This is a genomic window from Amycolatopsis sp. cmx-11-12 (genome assembly GCF_046269425.1).
Taxonomy (GTDB): Bacteria; Actinomycetota; Actinomycetes; order Mycobacteriales; family Pseudonocardiaceae; genus Amycolatopsis.
In genome coordinates, this window is sequence record NZ_JADNQM010000032.1 from 27,994 (window position 1) to 34,001 (window position 6,008).

The window sequence follows — 6,008 nt, forward strand, 5'->3', positions numbered from 1 at the left end:
CGGTCACAGCCTGGCCAGCTTCCGACGGCGGCACAGCGCGATGAACACGGGTGCTCCGATGAACGCGACGACGATGCCCGCCTGCAGTTCCTCCGGCGGGTTCAGCACGCGGCCGACGACGTCGGCGCCGATCAGCGCGATCGGCGCGAGCAGCATCGAATACGGCAGCACCCAGCGCTGGTCGGGGCCGGCCAGCAGCCTCGCGGCGTGCGGCACGGCGAGCCCGAGGAACAGGACCGGCCCGACCGCCGCGGTGCCCGCGCCGCAGAGCAGGGTGATCACGATCGCGCCCATTACCCGGGTGCGGCCGACGTGGGCACCGAGCGCCTTCCCGGTCTGGTCGCCGAGCGCGAGCACGTTGAGCGGCCGGGCGAGCAACAGCGCGATGATCACGCCGACCACCACGAACGGCGAGATCTGCCAGAACACATCCCATTTGCGGCCGCTGAGCGAACCGACGTTCCAAAAGCGGAACTGGTTGAACGTCTCGGGCATCAGCAGCAGGATCCCGACGATGTAGGCCTGGAGCACCGCCATGACGGCCGAACCGGCGAGGACGAGGCGGTCCGGCGTGGCGCTGCGGCCCGCCGAGCCGAGGAGATAGACCACGACCGAGGCGATCGCCGCCCCGGCGAAGGCGAACCAGATGTAGCCCAGCACACCGGAGACCCCGACGAACGCGATGCCCGACACGACCGCGGCCGAGGCGCCGGTGTTGACCCCGAGCAGGCCGGGGTCGGCGAGCGGGTTCCGGGTGAGTGCCTGCATCACCGCGCCCGCCAGGCCGAGTGCCACACCGACGACCACTCCCAGCAGGGTCCGCGGGATACGGAGGTCGTGGATGATCACCGCGTCGGTCGAGCCGTCGTTGTGCCACAGCACCGACCAGGTGGAGGTGAACGGGATGCTCTTCGACCCCACCCAGATGCTGAGCAGGAACACCAGCGCCAGCAGGGCGAGTCCGAGCACCAGACCGCCGACGCGGAATGTCCGCGCCGCGGCGCTCGGCGGGGACGCCGCGACGGACGGGCGTTCGGTGACGGCCACGGAACCTCCTACGAAATGAGGCGAGGCTAACCGAACGCCGGAGTTCACCTCAACGAGCTACCTACTTAGACTAGCCTTACCTATCCAGAAGATCGGAGGCGCCGGTGTCCGCAACGGCCACCACCAGCCGGAGTGTCCTGCGCCAGGCGATCTCCGGCCAGCGACGGCAGGTCACCCTCGCGTCCGTGCTCGCCGCCGGGCATCAAGGCGGTGAAGCCCTCGTCCCGGTGATCATCGGTGTGGTGATCGACCAGGCGGTCGCCGGCGGCTCGGTGGGCACGCTCCTGTTCTGGCTCGCCGTGCTCGGCGTGGTCTTCGCGGGACTGTCCTACAGCTACCGGTTCGCCGCGCGCGCGGCCGAAGGTGCCTCGCTGCGGGCGGCGCACGACATCCGCATCGCGATCAGCAGGCGGGTCCTGCATCCCGGTGGCGGCGCCGAAAACGGCAAGCTGGCAGGCGAACTGGTCAACATCGGGACCAGCGACGCGCAGCGGGTCGGGGTGGTGAACGCGGCGCTGCCGTTCGGGATCGCCGCACTCGCCGGAGTGCTGGTCAGCGCCGTCGCTCTGCTGCGCATGTCCGTTCCGCTCGGCTTGCTGGTCCTTTTGGGCACGCCGCCGCTGCTGTACCTCGCGCATCTCATCGGCAAGCCGCTGGAGCGTCGCAGTGAGGCCGAACAGGAGCGTTCCGCGCACGCTTCGGGCGTCGCCACCGATCTGGTCTCAGGCCTGCGGGTGCTCAAGGGCATCGGCGCCGAACCGGCCGCCGTCGCCCGCTATCGCGACACGAGCCAGAACTCCCTCGCCGCGACCTTGCGCGCCGCGCGGGCCAAGGCTTGGCACGACGGCGCGGTCCTCGCGCTGACCGGGATCTTCATCGCGATCGTCGCCCTCGTCGGCGGACACCTCGCGTCGTCGGGAGCGATCAGCGTCGGCGACCTCGTCGCGGCGGTCGGTCTCGCCCAGTTCCTGCTCACGCCGTTCCTGATCTTCTCGTGGGTCAACGGCGAACTGGCGCAGGGCCGCGCGTCGGCGTCCCGGGTGGCCGACCTGTTGACCACCCCGCCGAAGGTCGAGGCGGGCGACGGCGAACTTCCGCTGCCCGCCACCGGGAACGTCCGATTCACCGACGTCTCGTACGGCAGCCTCCGCGGTGTCGACCTCGACATCCCGGCCGGGCAGCTGGTCGGCGTCGTCGCCACCGATCCCGCCACCGCGACCGACCTGCTCGACTGTCTCGGCCGCGCGGGCGATCCGGCCGAAGGCGAGGTCCGCGTCGACGGCGTCGATCTGTCCACTGTGGACCCCGAGCGGGTACGGGAAGTCGTCCTGGTCGCCGCGCACGACGCGGATCTCTTCGAAGGAACGCTGGCGGAGAACGTCAACGCCGGTGGCCCCGCGCACGACGAGGCCTTGGCCGCGTCGGCGGCGGACGAGGTCGCGTCGGCCCTGCCCGACGGGACCTCGACCGCGGTGACCGAACGCGGGCGTTCCCTTTCCGGCGGCCAGCGGCAACGCGTCGCGCTCGCCCGCGCCCTCGCCGCGGAGGCCCCGGTGCTCGTCGTCCACGACCCTACGACGGCGGTGGACACGGTGACCGAAGCGAAGATCGCCTCCGGGCTCGCCCGGCTACGACAAGGACGGACCACGATCCTGGTGACCACCAGTCCCGCCCTGCTCGCCGTCACCGACCGCGTCGTCGTCCTCGACGGCGGCCGGGTCTCGGCAGAGGGCGTCCACGCCGAACTCGCGCATGAACGCGCCGACTACCGCGCGGCGGTGCTGTCATGACCCGCGAACTCCTCCCCACCGCCGACGGCAAGCGGATCCGCGCCGTCCTCGGTGAACTTCTCCGCACCTCGAAGGGCCGTGCCGCCGGCGCGCTCGCGATGCTCGTCGGCGCGACCGCGATCGGGTTGCTCACCGTTCGCCTGCTAGGCCACATCGTCGATCTCGTCGTCGAGAACCGCCCCGCGACCGAACTGACCACCCCCGTGGTGGGGCTGGTCCTGGTCGCGGTCGCGCAGGCGATCGCGACGGCGCTGGGTGTCTCGCTGACCGCGAAGCTCGGCGAAACGCTGCTGGCGGAACTGCGCGAACGGTTCGTCGACCGAGCGCTGAGCCTCCCGCTGGAACAGGTCGAACGCGCGGGCTCCGGTGACCTGACCGCCCGCGTCACCAACGACGTCACGGTGGTCGCGAGGGCGGTCCGTGACGCGCTGCCCGAACTCGGCCGCTCCGTGCTGACGATCGTGCTGACCCTCGGCGCGCTCGCCGTCCTCGACTGGCGGTTCCTCCTGGCCGCGCTGCTGGCGACGCCGATCCAGCTGCACACCGTCCGCTGGTACGTCCGCAACGCCGTCCCGCTCTACGCGAAGCAGCGGATCGCGACGGGTTCGCAGCAGCAGCAACTGCTCGACACGATCGGCGGCGCGAAGACCGTCCGCGCGTTCCGCCTCGCCGACGCCCACGTGGAGCGCGTCCGGCAGCGGTCCGAGGGCGCGATGGACCTGATGCTGCGCGGTGTCCGGCTGATGACGAAGTTCTTCGCCCGGCTCAACCTCGCCGAGTTCGTCGGTCTCTCCGCCGTGCTCGCGGCCGGTTTCCTGCTGGTGGGCGCCAACGCGGTGACGGTCGGCGCGGCGACCGCGGCGGCACTGTACTTCCACAGCCTGTTCGGTCCGATCAACACCGCGCTGGCGCTGGTCGACGACGCGCAGGCGGCCGCGGCGAGCCTGGCCCGGCTCGTCGGTGTCGCCGATCTGCCCGCGCCGCAGGAACCCCAGCGGCCCGCGAAACCCGTTGACGCCTCGGTGAAGGCGGCCGGGATTTCGCACTCCTATGTGGACGGACACCCGGTACTGCGCGACGTCGACCTGAGCCTCTCCCCCGGCGAGCGGGTCGCGCTGGTCGGGGCGAGCGGCGCCGGGAAGACGACGCTGGCCAAGCTGATCGCCGGGATCCACACCCCGGGCTCCGGCGCGGTCTCCGTCGGCGGGGTGCCGCTCGGCGAACTCGGGCCATCCGCCACCCGGCAGGCTGTCGCGCTGATCAGCCAGGAGGTGCACGTCTTCGCCGGTTCGCTGGCGGACGATCTCCGGCTCGCGCGGCCCGGCGCGTCCGACGTGGAACTGCTGGCGGCGCTGGAAAAAGTCGGCGCGCGAGGCTGGGCGGAGGCGCTGGGCGAAGCTCTCGCGACCGTGGTCGGCGAAGGTGGTCACCAGCTGACGGTCACCCAATCCCAGCAGCTGGCGCTGGCCAGGCTGGTCCTCGCGGACCCGCCGATCGCGATCCTCGACGAGGCCACCGCCGAAGCCGGGAGCGCGGGTGCGAAGACCCTCGAAGCCGCCGCCGCGGCCGCTCTCGAGGGCCGGACCGGTCTCGTCGTCGCGCACCGGTTGACCCAGGCGGCGGCTTCGGACCGGGTCGTCGTGCTCGACGCGGGTGTGGTCGTCGAAAGCGGGACGCACGACGAACTCGTGGCCTCCGGTGGTCGGTACGCAACGCTTTGGGCGGCCTGGTCGGACAACCGTTCACGGACGTGACCCGGGACGCAGCGTCGCCGGTTGCATTCGACCGTTCGGCGTCTTAGGTTAGGCAAACCTGAATCCGGCATTTTGTCGGACCGCCGATCATGAAGGACGGATGATGGCCCGAATTCCCACCCTCTCCGCCGTGCGCGGGCGCCTGAAGACCGCCGGCCTGCTGGCGTCCACCCTGGTGCTGGCCGCCTCGCTCACCGCGTGCGGAGGCGGCGGTGAGTCGGCCACCCCGGCCGCGCAGAACTCCGCCGGCTCGCCGGTCGACGCGAACGCGTTCCCGACGACGATCGAGCACAAGTACGGCAGCACCACCATCACCCAGGAGCCCAAACGCGTCGTCACGGTCGGGCTGACCGAACAGGACGCGCTGCTCGCCCTCGGCGTCGTCCCGGTCGGGGTCACCGACTGGCTCGGCAAGTTCCCCGGCACCATCGCCCCGTGGGCGACCGACAAACTCGGCGGCGCCGCGCTGCCCGAGGTCCTCAAGGACGTCGACGGGCCGCAATACGAGAAGATCGCCGCGCTCAAGCCGGACCTGATCATCGCGCTGTACTCCGGGCTCACCAAGGAGCAGTACGACAAACTGAGCCAGATCGGCGTCCCGGTCGTCGCGCAGCCCAAGGAGTACAACGACTACGGCATCCCCTGGAACGAGGCGACAAAGAAGGTCGGCCAGGCCGTCGGGCGCGCCACCAAGGCGAACGAACTGGTCAAGGGCGTCGAGGACAAGTTCGCCCAGGTCCGCAAGGACCACCCGGAGTTCGCCGGCAAGTCGGCGCTGATGGCGTCGACCTACGAGGGTTACTTCGTCTACGGCAGCCAGGACGGGCGCTCGCACATCCTCGAATCGCTCGGCTTCAAGCTGCCCGCCGACCTCGACGCCGTCATCGGTGACAAGTTCGGCAAGAGCCTCAGCGCCGAACGGACCGACCTGCTCGACCGCGACGCGCTCGTGTGGCTCATCGACACCCCGGCCAAGGCGCAGGAGATCCTCGGCAAGGACGCGCTCTACACCGGCCTGAAGGTGGCGAAGGAAAAGCGTGAGGTCTTCATCGAGAACGAAGGCACCTATGGCAGCGCGGTCTCGTTCGTGACCGTGCTGAGCCTGCCGTACGTGATCGACCGGATCGTCCCGCAGCTCAGCGCCGCGGTCGACGGCGACCCGAAGACCGAGGTCAAGCCCGCGTCCTGACCGGGCGCAGCGAAGAACAGGGCCGCGAGCTTTCCGCTCGCGGCCCTGTTTCCGTGCGTGGGCGGCGAACTCTCGTGATTGAACGGCGAACTCGCGTGATCAGACGGAGAACACGACGATCGGCTCGGCCGAGGTCGTGTCATCCGTTCAATCACGCGTGTTCTCCGTCTGATCACGCGAGTTGTCCGTCCAGACACGCGAGTTACGTGTCTGATCACGTGAGGTACG

4 protein-coding genes are annotated in these 6,008 nt (G+C 70.5%); 3 read left to right on the top strand and 1 reads right to left on the bottom strand.

Annotation, left to right across the window (positions count from 1 at the left end):
• Positions 1–3: 3 nt before the first annotated feature.
• The gene (locus ACLARN_RS33325) at positions 4–1,047 is read right to left on the bottom strand and encodes a FecCD family ABC transporter permease (protein WP_409495444.1); all 1,044 of its coding nucleotides are present in this window, start codon (positions 1,045–1,047) and stop codon (positions 4–6) included.
• Between the two features lie 104 nt (positions 1,048–1,151).
• Here ACLARN_RS33325 and ACLARN_RS33330 point away from each other — a divergent pair, with 104 nt between their 5' ends.
• The 3 genes from ACLARN_RS33330 (at position 1,152) to ACLARN_RS33340 (ending at position 5,780) form a co-directional block, all read left to right on the top strand.
• Positions 1,152–2,837, top strand: a complete 1,686-nt coding sequence (locus ACLARN_RS33330; protein ID WP_409495445.1) for an ABC transporter ATP-binding protein — start codon at positions 1,152–1,154, stop codon at positions 2,835–2,837.
• Entirely contained in the window at positions 2,834–4,591 is a 1,758-nt protein-coding gene (locus ACLARN_RS33335; RefSeq protein ID WP_409495446.1) for an ABC transporter ATP-binding protein, read from the top strand. Before ACLARN_RS33330 ends, ACLARN_RS33335 begins: the two co-directional genes overlap by 4 nt.
• A 103-nt stretch (positions 4,592–4,694) precedes the next feature.
• Complete coding sequence (locus ACLARN_RS33340) at positions 4,695–5,780, top strand: ABC transporter substrate-binding protein (RefSeq protein ID WP_409495447.1); 1,086 nt, start codon at positions 4,695–4,697, stop codon at positions 5,778–5,780.
• Positions 5,781–6,008 lie beyond the last annotated feature (228 nt).